Annotated in this window: 14 protein-coding genes and 1 tRNA gene; 9 read left to right on the top strand and 6 right to left on the bottom strand. The window is 44.0% G+C overall.

Going from position 1 to position 15,883, the window contains the following annotated elements; all coding sequences use genetic code 11:
- The first annotated feature begins 46 nt into the window (after positions 1-46).
- Positions 47-598, top strand: a complete 552-nt coding sequence (locus tag ACQY73_RS32970) for a YceI family protein (RefSeq protein ID WP_428658711.1) — start codon at positions 47-49, stop codon at positions 596-598.
- Between the two features lie 122 nt (positions 599-720).
- Positions 721-1,416: a 3-keto-disaccharide hydrolase gene (locus ACQY73_RS32965; protein ID WP_428658708.1), complete on the top strand. Its 696-nt coding sequence runs from the start codon at positions 721-723 to the stop codon at positions 1,414-1,416.
- Positions 1,417-1,491: 75 nt separating this feature from the next.
- Here ACQY73_RS32965 and ACQY73_RS32960 read toward each other — a convergent pair whose 3' ends face one another.
- Positions 1,492-2,295 (bottom strand): enoyl-ACP reductase FabI, encoded by an 804-nt coding sequence (locus ACQY73_RS32960; protein WP_428658705.1) that lies wholly within the window; start codon positions 2,293-2,295, stop codon positions 1,492-1,494.
- A gap of 203 nt (positions 2,296-2,498) precedes the next feature.
- On the opposite strand from ACQY73_RS32960, the gene ACQY73_RS32955 reads away from it, so the two are divergent.
- Positions 2,499-3,380: a DUF4349 domain-containing protein gene (locus ACQY73_RS32955; protein WP_428658702.1), complete on the top strand. Its 882-nt coding sequence runs from the start codon at positions 2,499-2,501 to the stop codon at positions 3,378-3,380.
- Between the two features lie 6 nt (positions 3,381-3,386).
- Here ACQY73_RS32955 and ACQY73_RS32950 read toward each other — a convergent pair whose 3' ends face one another.
- Both ACQY73_RS32950 and ACQY73_RS32945 read right to left on the bottom strand, forming a co-directional pair.
- Complete coding sequence (locus ACQY73_RS32950; protein WP_428658699.1) at positions 3,387-4,046, bottom strand: ATP-binding cassette domain-containing protein; 660 nt, start codon at positions 4,044-4,046, stop codon at positions 3,387-3,389.
- A complete protein-coding gene (locus ACQY73_RS32945) occupies positions 4,043-4,354 on the bottom strand; it encodes a hypothetical protein (protein ID WP_428658696.1) in 312 nt (103 codons plus the stop codon). The genes ACQY73_RS32950 and ACQY73_RS32945 overlap by 4 nt, the downstream gene beginning before the upstream one ends.
- Positions 4,355-4,643: 289 nt before the next feature.
- Between ACQY73_RS32945 and sppA the strand changes: the two genes are divergently transcribed.
- Entirely contained in the window at positions 4,644-6,401 is a 1,758-nt protein-coding gene (gene sppA, locus ACQY73_RS32940) for a signal peptide peptidase SppA (RefSeq protein WP_428658693.1), read from the top strand.
- Positions 6,402-6,502: 101 nt separating this feature from the next.
- Here sppA and ACQY73_RS32935 read toward each other — a convergent pair.
- A tRNA-Gly gene (locus ACQY73_RS32935) sits at positions 6,503-6,578 on the bottom strand.
- Positions 6,579-7,302: 724 nt separating this feature from the next.
- On the opposite strand from ACQY73_RS32935, the gene ACQY73_RS32930 reads away from it, so the two are divergent.
- Both ACQY73_RS32930 and ACQY73_RS32925 read left to right on the top strand, forming a co-directional pair.
- Positions 7,303-7,989 carry a ferritin-like domain-containing protein gene (locus ACQY73_RS32930; protein ID WP_428658690.1) on the top strand — a complete coding sequence of 229 codons (687 nt, stop codon included), beginning with the start codon at positions 7,303-7,305 and terminating at the stop codon, positions 7,987-7,989.
- A 17-nt stretch (positions 7,990-8,006) separates the two neighbouring features.
- Positions 8,007-8,801 (top strand): ferritin-like domain-containing protein, encoded by a 795-nt coding sequence (locus ACQY73_RS32925; protein ID WP_428658687.1) that lies wholly within the window; start codon positions 8,007-8,009, stop codon positions 8,799-8,801.
- A gap of 123 nt (positions 8,802-8,924) precedes the next feature.
- On the opposite strand, the gene ACQY73_RS32920 is transcribed toward ACQY73_RS32925, so the two are convergent.
- Entirely contained in the window at positions 8,925-10,580 is a 1,656-nt protein-coding gene (locus tag ACQY73_RS32920) for a hypothetical protein (RefSeq protein ID WP_428658684.1), read from the bottom strand.
- Positions 10,581-10,754: 174 nt separating this feature from the next.
- On the bottom strand, positions 10,755-12,248 hold the full coding sequence (locus ACQY73_RS32915) for a S41 family peptidase (RefSeq protein WP_428658681.1): 1,494 nt from the start codon (positions 12,246-12,248) through the stop codon (positions 10,755-10,757).
- Between the two features lie 345 nt (positions 12,249-12,593).
- On the opposite strand from ACQY73_RS32915, the gene ACQY73_RS32910 reads away from it, so the two are divergent.
- The 3 genes from ACQY73_RS32910 (at position 12,594) to ACQY73_RS32900 (ending at position 15,874) form a co-directional block, all read left to right on the top strand.
- Positions 12,594-13,649, top strand: coding sequence for a sensor histidine kinase (locus tag ACQY73_RS32910; protein WP_428658678.1), 1,056 nt, complete (start codon positions 12,594-12,596; stop codon positions 13,647-13,649).
- Positions 13,646-14,341 carry a LytR/AlgR family response regulator transcription factor gene (locus ACQY73_RS32905; protein ID WP_428658675.1) on the top strand — a complete coding sequence of 232 codons (696 nt, stop codon included), beginning with the start codon at positions 13,646-13,648 and terminating at the stop codon, positions 14,339-14,341. Before ACQY73_RS32910 ends, ACQY73_RS32905 begins: the two co-directional genes overlap by 4 nt.
- Before the next feature lie 168 nt (positions 14,342-14,509).
- Positions 14,510-15,874 carry a DUF3500 domain-containing protein gene (locus ACQY73_RS32900; protein ID WP_428658672.1) on the top strand — a complete coding sequence of 455 codons (1,365 nt, stop codon included), beginning with the start codon at positions 14,510-14,512 and terminating at the stop codon, positions 15,872-15,874.
- Positions 15,875-15,883 lie beyond the last annotated feature (9 nt).

Below are 15,883 nucleotides of genomic sequence, written 5' to 3'. Positions count from 1 at the left end.
TTTATTCCATTCAGTTTACACTCATTTGGGTTAAATTTAAAATGCCATGAAAACACTCTTTTTAGTCATTTCGACAGCCTTATTTATTCAGGTAAAGGCTCAAAATCTGTATTCAACGAGCAATGGTGAAACGAGTTTTTTTTCGGAAACACCCGTTGAAAACATTACCGCCATCAACAAATTCGGGCAGGCGATCCTGAACACCTCTACCAACGAGGTTGTGGTACAGATGAACATGAAACAGTTTGATTTTCCAAACAAGCTCATGCAGGAGCACTTCAACGAAAATTACATCGAGTCGGCTAAATATCCCAAGGCAGTTTTCAAAGGTAAGATCAACGAAAAAATAGATTTTTCCGCCAACGGCACCTACGATATTTCGGCCACCGGCGATTTTACCCTGCACGGCGTGACCAAATCGCGTACGTTAAAAGGCAAAGTCACCGTTTCTCAGGGAGCAATCGCCATTGCAACCGACTTTGAAGTAGCCCTGACCGATCACAACATTGATGTGCCTAAAGTGGTATTTATGAAAATTGCGCAAACAATTCAGGTAAAAAATAAATACAACCTGGCCCCGTACGTAAGTAAAAAATAGTAACGCCTCGGTGTTTGCAATTCTTGAAAGTACAGTATAGTTTTGGCCTTCTATTCTTTGATGAGTGGTAGTATTCTACTGCTCATTTTTTTGTTTCTCTCAATCATCATTTTTCCACTATTATGCAAAAAGTAAAGTTTTCACTCGTTTTAGCAGCTGTAACGCTGATGTTGACTTGTGGCTTCGTACAGAAAAAAGGCAAATGGCAAACCCTTTTCAACGGCAAAGATTTCAGCGGCTGGCATGCTTTCAACAAACAGGGGCAACCACTCTCCGACAAATGGCAAATTGAAAACGGCGCCATCGTTTTGACGGGAAGTGGCGGCGGTGATTTGGTCACTGATGCTGAATTTGAAAATTTCGAATTGGAAATGGAGTGGAAGATCTCCGAAAAAGGAAACAGCGGCGTAATGTGGGGCGTTGTAGAAGACAAAAAATATTGCTGCCCTTACAGCACCGGCCCTGAAATGCAGGTGCTCGATGATGAAAGACACCCTGATGCAAAGGCGGGTAAAAACGGTAACCACAAAGCCGGCTCCCTGTATGACATGATTCCTCCGGCCGATTTTGGTGCCGTAAAACCTGCGGGCGAATGGAATAAAGCTAAAATGAAAATTGACAAAGGACAAGGCACTTTCTGGCTGAACGGCAAACAAACCGTTACTTTCCCGACAAAAGGGCCTGAATGGGATGCGTTGGTAGCCAACAGTAAATTCAAAACGTGGGATGGTTTCGCGAAATTCGCAAAAGGTAAAATTGCGCTTCAAGACCACGGCAATAAAGTGTGGTTCCGCAACATTCGCGTTCGCGAACTTTAGAAATCAGTGATCGTTTGTAGTTTATCGTTCAGGCAAACACCTTAAACAATAAACTACAAATGATACCCTTTTTTGTTATCCCAACATCACTTCTTCAGAAGCTCCGGTCATGGAGAAACCTCCGTCGTGAAAGAGGTTTTGCATGGTTACCATGCGTGTATAATCCGAAAACATCATCACTACGTAATTGGCGCAATCGTCGGCAGAAGCATTTCCGAGGGGTGCCATTTTTTCGGCAAATTCATAAAATTTGTCAAACCCGCCAATGCCCGAACCGGCCGTAGTTTTGGTCGGTGATTGCGAAACGGTATTTACCCGAACGTTTTTCGCTTTTCCATAACGATACCCGTAGCTGCGGGCAATCGACTCCAAAATGGCTTTGGCTTCGGCCATATCGGTATAAAACGGAAAGGTGCGTTGAGCAGCCATGTACGTCAAAGCCACTACGCTTCCCCACTCGTTGATCGCATCCATTTTCTCGGCCACTTGTAAAAACTTATGGAATGACAACGCCGACACATCAATGCTTTTGAGGAACCAATCATAATTCAGATCGCCGTAAGGGCGTCCCTTACGAATATTGGGCGACATACCGATGGAATGCAGTACGAAATCCACTTTACCTCCCAATATTTCCATTGACTTGGTATAGAGATTTTCGATTTCTTCCACCGAAGTAGCATCTGCAGAGATGATTTCAGCCTCGCAGGCATCCGCCAATTTTTTAATTTCGCCCATACGCATCGCAATAGGCGCATTGGTAAGCGTAAAAGTTGCGCCTTCGGCTTTCGCTTTCATTGCCACTTTCCACGCAATTGAGTTCTCGTCAAGCGCACCCGAAATGATGCCGCGTTTCCCTTGTAAAATTCCGTTTGCCATTTTTTGTTTTAAATAAAGTTAGGGGTTAAGAAGTTAAAAGTTAGGGTTACTTCTCTTAGTCCTTCACTCCTTTTCCTTAACCATTACAGAGCGGCAAAGTAACAAATTTTTAGGCAAATAGTCGTTAATTTTGTACTCTATAATAGTATACACTTCCCTTTTATATACATTCGTAAACCAACCGATAACCATTTATCTTTTCCATGAAAATGCTTCTTATCGTCTATTTGTTTGTGGGCCTTTTCGCTTGTCAAACTCAGGAAGAAAACAGTACGGCGGATGCTTCTTATATGGTTGAAAATCCCTCACCACGAGCAAAAGAGGCCGCGCCGATCCCTGAAGAACCGATGGCTCCCCCGCCCCCACAGCCGGAAATACCGCAACAGATTACTACTCCACCCAATCAGTCGGCAGCGAAACCTATTGAACGCCAAATCATTAGAAATGCCAATGTCAGCTTTCAGGTGGAAGAGGTCAATAAATCATCCAAAAAAATAGAAGCGACTGTAAATCAACTGGGTGGATTCATTTCTTCGTCGGAAGAAACCCGCACTGCTGATCAATTGAGACATAGCTTAACAGCTCGCGTCCCGGCGGCGAAACTGGATACTTTTCTGACGTTACTACTGAAAGAATCTATTTATACCGAAAGCAAAACCATTACTTCCGAAGACGTCACCAAACGGTATGTAGACCTCGAAGCGCGCATAAAAGCCAAAAAAGTAACCGAAGAAAAATACCTTGAACTCCTGAAAAAAGCACGTAATGTCGATGAAGTATTAAAAGTAGAAGCGCAATTAGGTCAAATTCGGGAAGACAGAGAAACGCGGGAAGCCGAGCTGCGTGAGTTGAAAAATGACGTTGCCATGAGTACCGTTCAGGCATTTCTGTATCAAAAGACCGAAAGCGCCAATGAACCTTCTTCTCCTTTTTACGTAAAGATTTGGGACAGTTTTACGGAAGGTTTTACACTGCTCAGCGGCACTTTCCTCGCCTTTTTTTACATATTGCCTCTATTGGCGGCTTTCAGCTTGATTGTTTGGTTATTCAGACGTTGGTGGAGAAAACGCAAAAAACAGGCTTAACCGCTTTTACTCAGGAATATATCCTCTATCAATCAGTTCCTGAACAGGATCGGTCAAGAGATAGGTTGTGCCATTTTGCAGCAAATACGTCTGATCGGCAATGTCCAACACTTCCCGGTAAAGATGATCTGTAATGAGAATTCCTTTTTGAGTTTTTTGCGCAACGATCAATTCTTTCAACAACTCGACATAAATGGGTGAAAGGCGCGAAAAAGGTTCGTCCAGCAAAATGAATTGAACGGGCGAATAAAGAATCAATAATGTCTCCCAAAATCTCCTTTCTCCACCCGACAATTCGCCAAAACGTTTATTTTTAATCCCTTGCCATTTTTCATTTAATGAAGCGTCAACCAAAGCACCATAGCGTTCAAACGCTTTCTGCACCTGCATGGAAGGAGGCGTAAGCGGATGCTGCGGCAAATAACGAACAAGGTTTTGCTCCCGGTAAGGATACTCAACAAAGCGCTTATCCCAACGGACTGATTTATAAACCGGTTTCAGCGTGCCAAAGATTATTTGAAGCAGGCTTGATTTCCCGCAGCCGTTTCTTCCCAAAATAGCCGTTACTTCTCCAAAAGGCATTTTAAGGTAGATACTTTGCAGAATTTTTCGTTCACCAAATGCAAGTTCGATGCTATCGGCCTCTAAACATCCTGAAAACGTCATAGCGAAAAGAGAAATTTAATCAATGCCAATGCGCCAAAAAACAGGAGCATATCCATCAAAAAAGCGCCAACAAAAAGGCGAGAAACAGCGTACCCCAAATTTTGATAAAAAAGATAGGTATGCTTGGAAAACGCCTGCATAAGGTACCAAATGACGGCATAAGAAGCCAATTTGAGCCAAAAGAGCGGCGCAAACATAAGCCATACTTCATTGTTTATGGGCGCACCGGCCACGAGCCATCCTCCCCAGGCAACAGCGTTGCTGAAAATCCAAAACTGACGGTAAAAAAGCCAAGCACAGGAAAGCATAAAATGAAGATTTTCGGCAAGCTACCAAGCAGTCTGACATGTTTGAAGTACGTTAAGAAAATTTAACGATTTCTACCCTCAGAATTCGTGTAAACATATACCCTTTTGTAAACCGATACCGCCATTTAACATAAACCCCTCTCTCTACCCCACCAAAACCGTATTTTTGTTTGTTGTGAAAACAACCAAAACAAGGTTAAAATCGTATATGGCTTAAAAGAGAGTAAACCTTTGTTTGATTCTTTCTTTACCCATTCAATCTCAACATCACTTATTTACCCAATCGTTTATGTGGCAGTTCATTAAATATGTTTTTGCAACCATCGTAGGTTTGTTCATCTTTTCGTTACTGGGATTCTTTTTATTCATCGGATTAGCGGCGGCGCTCGGTTCTTCGGAAGAAAAAACCACCGTTGAAAAAAATTCTGTTCTCAAACTTAATTTGAATAACTCCATTCAAGAGGTTTCCGTCGATAATCCATTTGCCGAATTTTCCGGTGGACAAGGAAACGTTATTGGCTTGTTGGATATTAAATCCGCCCTTGCCAACGCAAAATTAGATCCTAATATCAAAGGAGTCTATTTAGATGTTCAATACCCAATGGTTGGTTGGGCGTCTGCCGAAGAGATCCGCGATGCGATCATTGATTTCAAAAAATCGAAGAAGTTTGTGTACGCCTACGGCGAGGTTATGACTGAAAAGGCGTATTACTTAGCTTCCGTAGCCGACAAAATCTACCTCAACCCTGCGGGCGGAATGGAATGGAACGGCCTCAGTGCTGAATATGATTTCTATAAAGGAACGCTTGATAAACTGGAAGTAAAACCGTTGATCTTTCGGGTAGGTGAATACAAAAGCGCCGTAGAGCCTTTCTTCCGTGAAAACATGAGCGATGCGAGCAAACTGCAAAATCAGGTTTTGATCAACACCGTATTTGATCATGCCGTTGAGAATATCTCTAAATCCCGTAATATTTCTGTCGCTCAACTCAAAAATCTGGCCGACTCACTGGCGATCGATTCGCCGCAGGATGCGCTCAAGTATAAACTCGTGACGCATGTGGGTTACTTTGATGAAGTTGAAACTTCTCTGAAAAACGAGCTTAAATTGAAAGAGGATGATAAGATCAAATTTGTCACCCTTGGCAAATATACCAAAGCGGATAAGCTCGTAAAAGAAGGCCCCTCAGACAAACGGATTGCGGTGATCATTGGAGAAGGTGCCATCATGTCGGGCAAAAGTAACGACGGAAATATCGGCTCCGAAACCATCATGGAAGAACTTCGCAAAGCGCGTAAAGACAAGAAAGTAAAAGCCGTAGTACTCCGGATCAATTCGCCCGGCGGCAGCGCTCTGGCTTCTGATGTAATGTGGCGCGAAGTACAGTTGACCCGTAAAGAAAAGCCCGTGATCGCTTCCATGTCAGATGTAGCGGCTTCCGGCGGTTATTACATGGCCATGGGTTGTGACAAGATCGTGGCTCAGCCCAACACCATCACAGGTTCCATTGGCGTCTTTAGTGTACTGTTTAACTTCGAAAAAACGTTCCGCAATAAATTGGGCATCACCTTCGACCGCGTCAATACCAATGCGCACTCCGATTGGCCTTCTGTAACGCGTGATATGACTCCTTTTGAGAACGATCGCCTCCAAAAAAGTACCGAGAACATTTACGCCATATTTACGCGCAAAGCCGCTGAAGGCCGAAAAATGCCGCTTGCCAAGCTACAGGCATTGGCCTCAGGCCGCGTGTGGTCGGGCAAAGAAGCCAAAGCCAATGGATTGATCGACGAATTTGGCGGGTTAGACAAAGCTATTCAAGTCGCAGCTCAAGCCGCTAAATTGAAAGAAGGCGACTACCGAGTGAAATATCCTGCGGAAAAAAACATGATCGAGCAGATTTTCTCTAAACTCACCGGCGACGCTGAAGAGCAACTAATGCAACAAAAACTGGGTGATTTTGCTCCTTATCTAAAAGTACTTAAAAAATTACAACAGATGGAAGGCGCTCAGGCCCGCTTGCCGTATGACATTGTGATAAAATAATTGAAATAATTTTACCCATAAAAAAGCCTCCGATACCATTTTTATCGGAGGCTTTTTTATGCCCATTCAATAAAAAAAAGTCCCGTATAAGCGGGACTTTTTGGAGCGAAAGACGGGGTTCGAACCCGCGACCTCGACCTTGGCAAGGTCGCGCTCTACCAGCTGAGCTACTTTCGCGTTTTAGCGTTATTGGCAAGCCTTTGCTTCAAACGGGTTGCAAACATATTAAACACACCTTTTTTTTCCAAATAATTGTTTGAAAAAAATTAACCAAAAGAGGTGTATTCTTTTCAGAAATAATTACAGAAATGAAACTGCAATTCGAACTATTCCAATATTCGGCATTTTCATTTTTCCAAAACAGACCTAGCTTCCACAACATTCATTCTCCTAACAATCAAATAATTAAAGCGCATTACTTAAAGCAGAACAAAATTAAAGGCCTTTAATATCCTTCTCTCCGAATTGCAGTTTTTGGTGGTATAAGAAAAAGGAATATAGTCTGTAAAACGCAGCTTTTTTTCGGCCACAATCTGTATCGAAGTTGTACCCGGTTGTACCCGAACATGAGTATACAGACAGACTTTAGAAGGATTTTTCAGATAGAAAGCCCTTGAAAATCGAGGACCTTATCAGACCTCCCGGACAAGTTCTGAAACGAGTTTTTCTTTCCGGATCTCATCAGAAAGAATCAAGAAGCAGTATGCCTGTTTATCTCCAATCTGCCATTTTCTTTCCTTCTTCTTCAATCCGGAGAATCTAAGGTTTTTATACACTGCTAAATCTTAAAAGGGAAAAACACCGTAGGTTATAATAGCAGTTTCAAAAACGACAAAGCATCATCTATTAGTAGTGAAAACTGCATTTTTTCAAAATTTTTCCAATTGTAAACTATTCAGCAATGCAAAATTCACACAGCGCATCCATGAAATCCAGCGGAAGACGCACCTTTATTCGTAATGCAGGATTATCCACCGTTGCGGGGGCGGTCTTTCTGGCCGGTTGCAACAATGACGATGACATGACACCGTCGACAAGTACCGTTGATCTGGGTTCAGGTGACGTAGGAATTTTAAATTATGCCTATGCACTCGAACAATTAGAAGCAGCTTTTTACACTCAGGTCGTTGCTACTCCTTATACAGGAATAACCGATGCTGAGAAAACGTTGTTGACAGAAATCCGTGACCACGAAATTATTCACCGCGACTTTTTCAAAACCGCTTTGGGAGCAAATGCCATTGCAGGATTGGAAGTTAATTTCTCCGCCATCGATTTCACCAGTCGTGCAAGTGTGTTAGGAACCGCCAAGATATTTGAAGATACCGGCGTACAAGCCTATAACGGAGCGGGAAAATTGATCAAAGACGCCAATTATTTATTATTGGCAGGTAAAATTGTTTCTGTTGAAGCGCGCCACGCAGCAGCTATTCGTGATTTGCTCTCGCCTAATACCGCATTATTTGCCGGCGATGACATTATTGACAGCAATGGACTTGACAAAGCAGTAAAACCGGCCGACATCCTTGCCGCCGTTCAGCCTTTCGTAAAAACAACCATCAGTGGTGCAAATCTTCCAACTTCTTAATTCTAAAAAAAACAGACATGAATATCTTCAATATAATTTCAGAAATCGAGAAAGTAGACGCAGACGTCTACGAAAGACTTGCCCATATTTCACGCCGCAGTATGTTTAATACCATAGGCAAGAAAGTTTCCGCATTTGCGATCCCGACTTTAGTGGCTACCTCTCTCAGCAAGGCATATGCCACTACCCCGGGGGCTATTGATGTGCTCAATTATGCATTGACGTTGGAATACCTCGAAAATGAGTTTTATATAGCCGGTAACAATGCCAGTGGTTTGATTCCTGCGGCTGAAAAGCCAATCTTTACCCAGATCGGGAAGCATGAAACTCAACACGTAGCATTCTTATTGGCAGCTTTAGGCACAAAAGCAGTGGCAAAGCCTAAATTTGATTTTACCTATAAAGGAGCGTTTGCCGATGTTTTGAGTAACTATAAAACATTTGCCATCGTTTCGCATGCATTGGAAGATACCGGTGTAAGGGCTTACAAAGGTCAGGCAGGAAACCTGATGACCGCCGAAGACAAACCTTTACTGGAATACGCTTTACAAATTCACTCCGTTGAAGCGCGTCACGCCTCTGTGGTAAGACGATTGCTTAATACCAAAGGATTTGTAGCAGGTGCCAAAGGTTGGATCACCTTGAACCAAGGCAGTCCGGCAGCAGTATATGCCGGTGAAGATAACACTACCCAAGGCGGTGTAAATCTTGAAGGACTGGCCGGTAAATCAAAAGAAGCGGTTACAGAAGCTTTTGATGAGCCTTTGACCAAAGAAGCAGTATTAGCGATTGCCACTCCTTTTTTAGGATAGGATCGGTTCGTATACGCTGAATAAATTTGGCGAGCCCCTTATGTTATTTCTCAAGGGAAATGGCATAAGGGGCTCTTATTTTTTACTATAACAACTGATTTACCTGACTCCACTGTTCGCTGACTATTGACCGGCGGTAACCTTTACATCCCGGAACATGAACGGATTATCACTGATTCTCAACGCTTTCCCGCTGACAGTCGTTATATTCCTGAGAATGACCTCTTTCGTTTTGACATAGGGAAATTTTTCACGGTAGGAATCGTTCGTCATTTCCGAATTGAAATTTGAGAAAATAGCAGGCCCTTGGTAATTTTCCGGATGTCGGGAATCGTCAATACGAAGATTTTCAATGGTGATTCGTTCCGGCATATAGCATGTGTAGCCAAAATCATGCTGACCTGAATAGGATCCGCTGATCAGAGAAGCATTGATTGGTTTGCCGTCTGCCGGCACGAAGACACAGTTGCGGATCACCACCTCTCCCTGCCATGTACTGCCGTAGTCGGGGCGCAGGTTGACGATGCTCCTGCCGCGAATGGTGGAATTCTCTACCAGTAAGACACCGCTGCCAATGGCATTGATTCCCATGTGCCCGAGGGTCGAGTTGCGGATGGTGGCATTGGCAACGCCTTGGTGGGCATCAAACCGCGAGAGGGTACAATGATCATAAAGAAGATTTTTACAGAAGTTAGAACCCAGAATGCCCCAGTAGGTATTGTCGTTGATGTCATTGGTTTGGCTGCAATTCACGAAGGATATGTTAAGCGCACGGTTGACAGAAAGGTCGTAAGTGCCCATGGAGACAGGCTTATCTGCCGCACCAATGGTGCTATAGGTTCGGTGGCCGGTCAGAATAGTGTTTTTTACTGTTACATAGGCGCATTCACCGATGTTGATGAAGCCTCCATAGGGCGCACCGTGGTCTTCTTCGCCCTTTATGTGGTGCTGTAGCCCTTCCAGCAGCACATTGGACCGTCTGATGGCGATGTTTCGGTTATAATAAGTATACTTTGATTCAGCTTTATTGGCAATGGTGGTGAAACGTCCCCCGGTGATCTTCAGCGGAGTTTGGTCAATGGGCAGTGCAGTGATGTCTGTAATTTGGTCGAAATCCCAGATGATCGGGGCGTTCATATCTACGTTACCGTTTTTGTCAACAACAAAGATATCGGTCTGCGAAGAACCATTGTTTTGGTTAAGCCCAAAGCGAATGTATTGCTTTACGTTAGCATTTGTAACCGTGATGAGACAGGGACCGGGCAAAGACACATCAATTTTTTTCTGATTTCTCTTGAGTGAAGGCAGCATTTCCGGTTTAAACGATTTGAGGTCTGAACCTACCATGAAAACAGAAGCATTGCGATTTTGCACCTCGGTGTCGTCAATAATGAAGGAGGCCGTGCCGAAGTCAGTTTCAGTTCGAATGACCGCGGTGCGCTCCTTGCCTCCAATGTAATAAGTAGCGCCCTCGTCTGCTTTCACCAAAAGGCTGTGCAGGTTGGCAAAGGCATGGGTCGCAGCGATCGCGTCTATATCATCGGTTTTACCATCGCCTTTAGCGCCGAATTCACTGTAACGAACCAATCCGGCGGCTTTAAATTTAACGACATCCTTTGGAGCTACGTTCACCTGCAATTCTCCGTTTTCATGGGCGGATACTTGGGTTTTCCCCTTTTCGGATGTGATCACTACCTTTTCAAGGGGCTCTTTATTCTGTCCCTGTGTTACAATTGCACTAATTAAAAAGAGAAACGTCAGGAGCGTATGCTTTATCATAAGAGTTAGCTTGGTATTCATTAATTGCAGAAAAGTTGGTGAGATTGTCGGAATATTACTTGGTGGGTAAAGTTACATAAAAACCGGATATGGCTGGCTAACTTGGTTTGTGCGGAGCTCAATGATCAGCCGGCTAATGAAAGATTTTATCTTTCGAGTTTTGGGGATGTGTATTTATTCTCTATTAATTAGCTTCAGGGCAAAGTTTAGCTCTGTATCCACGCCATGCAGTATATCTTCAATGGCAGGCTCAACCCGGTAATCCGGAATTACTCCCCTCCCTTTTGTATAGGTTACTGCATTAACCGTTTTGGTTAAAGGCACTCCAATACTGATATGAGTGTTTGGCAACGTTAATTTTGTAAAAGACCTTGAAGTGGGGCCTTCCATTGCTCCACCGGTTTCTTCGCCAACAAACACTGCTCTCTGATGTGATTTCAGAAAACTACAGACTACTGCAGCCATTGATCCCGAAGCACCGTTTGCCAACACAATTAATTGACCGGTGAAATGATTCTCCTTGGGTTGCTGCTCCAGCAAAAGGGGCATCCGGTGACGATAGTATTCTTTCCTGATCCGGTAATTACCGGTAGCGTTTTTATAAAAAATGGAATCGGCTAAATATAGCTCTTTCCCATTTTCTAAATAGTTACTTACCGGGGGTAGGCCGACATATTTTTTCTCAATATAATCAAGATGTCGATAGGGCTTTTTAAGCAAGTAAGCAATAAGTTCCTCACCCGTATTGTCTCCTCCTTCATTATTTCTCAGATCTAAAATCAGATAAGGTGTTTTTTTGAGCTTGAGCTCATTAAAAACAGTCGAATAAAGCGAATCGAAATTTTGCTTAAACGCTCGTCGATGCCATCCCAGAAAAGAACTGATCTTTAAATACGCCACTTCTTCTTTCAAATACTTAAACGTAAGAGGTGTATCAAGAACCCTTCGCTCATTATAAAATTTTCTATATTCTTCCCTCGTCAGACCATCAACCACCACCGTTCGTTTGATTGAAGGTTCGTCAAGCGGAATATACTCCAAACGGAAAGAAGTAACTTCTTCAACAAATAAAGGATAATTTAAATCAAATAAATTACCCTCTTGGGTAGTCGAGTAATCTTCTAAGTGCTTGACATCAAATGTTTGGATATAGCCATCAGAAGGAATAGACGGCAATAACAGATTTAGTATCTCTTCCATTGGCCGGCCGTTGATCGAAATAAGCTCGGACCCTAATTTAATGGGAGATGGGTTAAAAGCACTCTTTAAAATATAAAATCGGCGATTGATTATCTTGAAGGTAAATGGAAAAATCTTAACCTTGTTGAAATAGTGGTGAGTGAAATAGTTCGGCGAAAGTTTAGGAATCAGATGTTCATCGTTTATGCGGGCACAGGAAAGTGCAATAATTCTATAAAATTCCTTTTCACCCATTGGTCTGTTTAGTAAGTCAAATTGTTTGTCCAGGTAAGCATTGACAGTAATCGAATCAGAATAGCGGTATAGGCTGGGATATGTAGTTTCCAGGGTCTTTCTAAAGATCGAAAAGTCTTCCTGTAAAGCCTTAGGTAAATATTGTTTAGGGCTGGCAGAGCCCACGGCCGCCTTGTTTTGTGCCGGCGTATTTATTGACAAAACCAGTAGTATAAGTAGGCAGTAAAATTTCATGGCAGTTGAGTTGGGAATAATTTAAAGTGGAAACTTTCAGGCTTTCACAAGGTTACAGGAAGTTTTAAAAAATATTTCGGAAGTGAAAGTTCATTAAGTGTCCGCCTTAAGGAGACGGCTCCGGAAATAAGTTTGGTAAGTTTCAAATGGTTGTATTTTACTTCCATCAAGTTTGCCACAACATTTGCTTCATTGACCACATATCCCGCATCAATTGCACCATTGGGAATTGAAACTGCGTTAAATTGCAGGAACAGCATAGCGAAATCGAACCGACAGGAAATACATTTCACCGGCTCTCGTTTTTGTTAAATTGCGTTTCCTGATTAATGTAACCGATACAAAGTGGAAACCTTCAAAAAACAATCTATTTATCATATCATTGGTGGCATTGCCTTCCTCTTTTTGCCATTGATTTTATCACCCCGCCCACCGGAGGAGATCGGCCCTTTCTTTTCCCGCCCAACCTTGCGTGATCTGATCGCTCACGGTTTGATGCTGCTGTTTTTTTATTACAATTACTATGTGCTGATCCAACGCCTCTATTTCCGGAAAAAGTACCTGAACTACACCCTTATCATTATCCTTGGCTTTGTGCTGATCATTGTGCTGCCGTCGGTTTTGACCGGCTACAATATGTTGGACACGAAGGAATTCCCTCAAATGACTCCTAAGAATATCCATTCCGGTCATTTCATGCCTCCCAAACCCTCCGGCTCTCCTTTTTTACAGGAAATCCGCCACCATATCTACCTTTTCGCGGTAGTCATTCTTTTTTCTATTCTCTTGCAGGTCAATAATCGCCTGCTTCGCATTGACAAAGAAAGAATCGCCGCTGAACTGGCCCATTTAAAGGCGCAGATCCACCCGCATTTTTTATTTAATACGCTCAACAGTATCTACGCACTGACCATCCGGAAAGACGATAAAGCCCCGGACAGCATTGTAAAACTGTCAGAATTTATGCGCTATCTTCTCAAGGATGCCAACGAAAGCGAGGTAGCACTGGAGAAAGAAATTGACTACATCACCAATTATATTGATTTGCAGGTTTCGCGTTTAAGAGATTCGGTGAGGTTAAATTACCAATTGGAAGGTAAACCAAAAGGCAAAAAAATAGCCCCGCTGCTGCTGTTTTCATTCATTGAAAACGCCTTCAAACACGGCGTGAACCCCGATGAAAATTCGGAGATCAAGATCAGTATTCACATTGACGGTGACTTAGTTCAACTATCGGTAAGAAACAAAACGGTTAAAATGCGCGGACGGGAATCTTCCACTAATATCGGACTGGCAAATACCAAAGAGCGTTTGCAGCTTTATTACCCCAACAGACATACGTTAGACATTGAGCGTACCCCTGATTATTTTAACGTACAACTCTCTATTCAGCTGACATGATAAAAGCAATTGCCCTGGATGATGAACGGCCGGCTCTGGAGGTAGTGGAAGCATTTTGCGACCGTATTGACTTTGTTGAACTGAAAAAAACATTCTCCAAAACCGGTGAAGCCCGTTTGTACCTGGAAGAGAACCCGGTAGACCTGCTCTTTTTGGACATTAATATGCCGTCGGTCTCGGGCATTGATTTTTATAAAAGCATTCCCCACCCGGCTATGGTGATCTTTACCACCGCCTACTCGGAATATGCCGTGGAAAGTTATGAGGTAAAGGCTATGGACTATCTGCTGAAGCCCTTTACCTACGAGCGGTTTTTGCAAGCGGTCACCAAAGCACAGGAGCACTATAAGCTCCTCAGCCAATCGGCAGATCAAAATGACAAATTTCTTTATTTCAGGGTGGACTACGGTCTGATTAAAATCGCCGCCTCCGATATTCTGTTTATTGAAGGTCTGGATAATTATTTAAAGATCCACCTTGTCGACCAAAAACCGATCATTGTACGCCTGACCATGAAGGCCATGCTTGAAAAATTGCCTGAGCACCTTTTTGTCCGGGTGCACCGATCCTACATTGTATCATTGAAAAAAATTATCTCCCTACGAAACAGGATCATCCGGATAGCCGATGAAGAAATACCGCTCGGCAATAGCTACGAAGATGAATTCAAGGCTATTTTCGGCCCTTTTTGAGCGCATTATTTTTCGTTCATTTTTACCCCTTTTACCTCATTAGCCACAACATTGGGTGGATTCACCACATTTTTTTTCGGTTTTCCGGAACCGGTGCGTTATACCGTCTATACATCCAATCATTTGTCTCATTCTCACATTAACATCTCTGAATCCATGAATTTCAAAATGAAATTTTCAACCCTCTGTGTCATCCTGTCGGTTGCGTTCATTGTCTCGTGCAGCAAAAATGAGGATACGCCAAGTACCACCTCGGCTACCATCACGGCCCTTTCCTGCGGGACAGCCACTTTTTCCGCTACCTCAACTTCCGGCACGGCTTATACCGGCACAGCAACGATTCCCTATACCGGTGGCAACGGAATAGCCTATTCGGCGGGCAGTGCCATCGCGTCGACCGGTGTCACCGGACTGACGGCGACCCTTCAGGCCGGCACGCTGGCCTCGGGAGCGGGCAATTTGGCCTATTCAATCACCGGTACCCCTGCGTCGGACGGAACGGCCGCCTTTGCCATTTCGTTCGGCGGAGTGAGTTGCAGTCTGGCCCTAACGGTTGCCAAAACATCCACCGGGACAACGGATTGCAGCACGGCCACGACGACCGTTGCCAAGGTCGTGTGCGCGGTAGAAGCTTTCAAGGCAACGCTGTCTGCCACCCAACTTTCTACCGTTCAACTTACTCTAACAAAGGCAAATGCCATTAAATGGTCAAACCTGCCGGGCGGGGTCAGTATCCGAAACGGTATCGAATTCAGTACGCTGAATGCCACCCAGCTGGCTGCGGCAAAAGCGATCATCAGGGCCGCCTCGGGCACCACTGCCAACGAAGGGTATGATGAGTTTTCGCAAATCAATGCCGCCGATGATGTTTTGGGTACCAAGGCCGGCAGCGGCTATTCCTCCGGAAAATACATTATTGCGTTTTTGGGTACGCCAAGCGTGACCGGAACCTGGATGCTGCAATTCGGTGGTCACCACTATGCCCAAAATATCACCTATAATGCCGGAGCCGTTGTCAGTGCAACGCCTTCTCATCAGGGAATAGAACCCAAAACGTGGACGAGTGGAACGACCACCTATGCTCCCATGGCGGTGGAACACGATGCCATGGCGGCCATGTTGGCTTCCCTCTCGGCTGCCCAGCTCTCCATTGCCAAACTTTCCACTACTTTCAGCGATGTTGCTTTGGGACCGAATAAAGACGGACAATTCCCGGCAACCAAGCTTGGGTTAGCGGTAAGTACGTTGAGCGACGCTCAAAAGCTATTGGTACTGGCAGCCATGAAACCTTGGACGCAGGATGTGGATGATGCGACGGGAACGGCTCTGCTCAAGATCTATGAAACCGAGCTGAGCGGTACGTACATTGCCTATTCCGGCAACGCAACGCTGACCAACAATGCCGACTACGTCCGTATTGACGGCCCCGGTGTTTGGGTAGAATTCGTGTGTCAATCGGGAGTTGTGTATCAGAACGAGATCCATTACCACTCGGTCTACCGTGATCACACCCGAGATTACAACGGATTATAATTCTATTAA

This window comes from Runella sp., assembly GCF_965279615.1.
Lineage (GTDB): Bacteria > Bacteroidota > Bacteroidia > Cytophagales > Spirosomataceae > Runella.
This window is presented reverse-complemented; position numbering and strand designations above follow the sequence as displayed.

Bases quoted from the DNA above. Each gene is read 5' to 3' on its own strand.
- ACQY73_RS32930 (WP_428658690.1), top strand. From the start codon at position 7,303: ATGCAAAATTCACACAGCGCATCCATGAAATCCAGCGGAAGACGCACC.
- ACQY73_RS32920 (WP_428658684.1), bottom strand. From the start codon at position 10,580: ATGATAAAGCATACGCTCCTGACGTTTCTCTTTTTAATTAGTGCAATT.
- sppA (WP_428658693.1), top strand. From the start codon at position 4,644: ATGTGGCAGTTCATTAAATATGTTTTTGCAACCATCGTAGGTTTGTTC.
- ACQY73_RS32965 (WP_428658708.1), top strand. From the start codon at position 721: ATGCAAAAAGTAAAGTTTTCACTCGTTTTAGCAGCTGTAACGCTGATG.
- ACQY73_RS32915 (WP_428658681.1), bottom strand. From the start codon at position 12,248: ATGAAATTTTACTGCCTACTTATACTACTGGTTTTGTCAATAAATACG.
- ACQY73_RS32905 (WP_428658675.1), top strand. From the start codon at position 13,646: ATGATAAAAGCAATTGCCCTGGATGATGAACGGCCGGCTCTGGAGGTA.
- ACQY73_RS32950 (WP_428658699.1), bottom strand. From the start codon at position 4,046: ATGACGTTTTCAGGATGTTTAGAGGCCGATAGCATCGAACTTGCATTT.
- ACQY73_RS32970 (WP_428658711.1), top strand. From the start codon at position 47: ATGAAAACACTCTTTTTAGTCATTTCGACAGCCTTATTTATTCAGGTA.
- ACQY73_RS32900 (WP_428658672.1), top strand. From the start codon at position 14,510: ATGAAATTTTCAACCCTCTGTGTCATCCTGTCGGTTGCGTTCATTGTC.
- ACQY73_RS32955 (WP_428658702.1), top strand. From the start codon at position 2,499: ATGAAAATGCTTCTTATCGTCTATTTGTTTGTGGGCCTTTTCGCTTGT.
- ACQY73_RS32945 (WP_428658696.1), bottom strand. From the start codon at position 4,354: ATGCTTTCCTGTGCTTGGCTTTTTTACCGTCAGTTTTGGATTTTCAGC.
- ACQY73_RS32925 (WP_428658687.1), top strand. From the start codon at position 8,007: ATGAATATCTTCAATATAATTTCAGAAATCGAGAAAGTAGACGCAGAC.
- ACQY73_RS32960 (WP_428658705.1), bottom strand. From the start codon at position 2,295: ATGGCAAACGGAATTTTACAAGGGAAACGCGGCATCATTTCGGGTGCG.